Source organism: Teichococcus vastitatis, from assembly GCF_003604215.1.
Lineage (GTDB): Bacteria > Pseudomonadota > Alphaproteobacteria > Acetobacterales > Acetobacteraceae > Pseudoroseomonas > Pseudoroseomonas vastitatis.
The window spans coordinates 1-902 of record NZ_QXGS01000183.1; the positions used below are offsets into that span (position 1 = coordinate 1).

1 protein-coding gene and 1 pseudogene are annotated in these 902 nt (G+C 60.5%); both read right to left on the reverse strand.

Going from position 1 to position 902, the window contains the following annotated elements:
* Positions 1–183: pseudogene (locus tag D2K64_RS25865) on the reverse strand (hypothetical protein); the annotation flags it as partial.
* A partial coding sequence (locus tag D2K64_RS23815; protein ID WP_238384405.1) for an MFS transporter occupies positions 183–902 on the reverse strand: 720 nt, incomplete at its 5' end. The gene D2K64_RS23815 and the pseudogene D2K64_RS25865, both read right to left, overlap by 1 nt.

The following is a 902-nucleotide window of genomic DNA, read 5'->3' on the forward strand; positions in this document are numbered from 1 at the left end:
GATCAGACCCGTGCGGATTGCTGGTTTCGAGAAGAGCGAAAGATCCAGCATCGGGCTTGAAGAGGTCCTCTGCTGCCGCACAAAGACCGCCAGAAGAACTAGCCCCACTGCAAAAATCGCAGCCGTGACCGGTAGTGAGGCATCGGGCTTGATGCCGGACTTGATCGCATAGATTGTGGCCATCAAGCCCGCGACCAGAACCAAGGCCTGTCCGATTGTCCATTTCCCGGTCGCCGGCACATGTGTGCAGGGCAAGAGAAAGTAGGCAAGGAGCCATACGCCACGGCAACCGGAACGTTGATTAGAAACACCGATCCCCACCAGAAGTAGCTCAGAAGAAACCCGCCGACCAAGGGACCAAGGGCGGCCCCCGCAGAGCTTACGGTACCCCAGAGGCCCAATGCGATGCCAAGCTCCTTGCTATCCGCGAACGTGCTGCGGATCAGGGCAAGCACGGTCGGAGCAATCATCGCCCCGCCCAGGGCGAGGCCGCCGCGCGCAGTGATCAGCATGCCCGCGTTGACCGAGTACGCAGCAGCCAGCGATGCCAGACCAAACACTGTAAGACCGATCAACAGCACCGTCCTGTGACCGATACGGTCGGCAAGCGTCCCCATGGGCACCAACAGCCCTGCCATCAGGATTGGGTAGATGTCGATGATCCAAAGCACTTCGGTGCCGGTCGCCTCTAGTGCCAGCGTCAGAGAGGGCACCGCGATATGAAGGATCGTCATATCCAGAACGACCGGCATAAACGCCAGAATCACGACGGTGAGGGCCACCCACCTGCGCCCCGACTTCAGCATGATCATACCTCTACAGAATGAACGCGGCACCGCCGCGGCAATTTGCCTGGCCGCCACGCGAGTGCTTACCAACCTGAGGGAGGCCGTGCCTTGCCG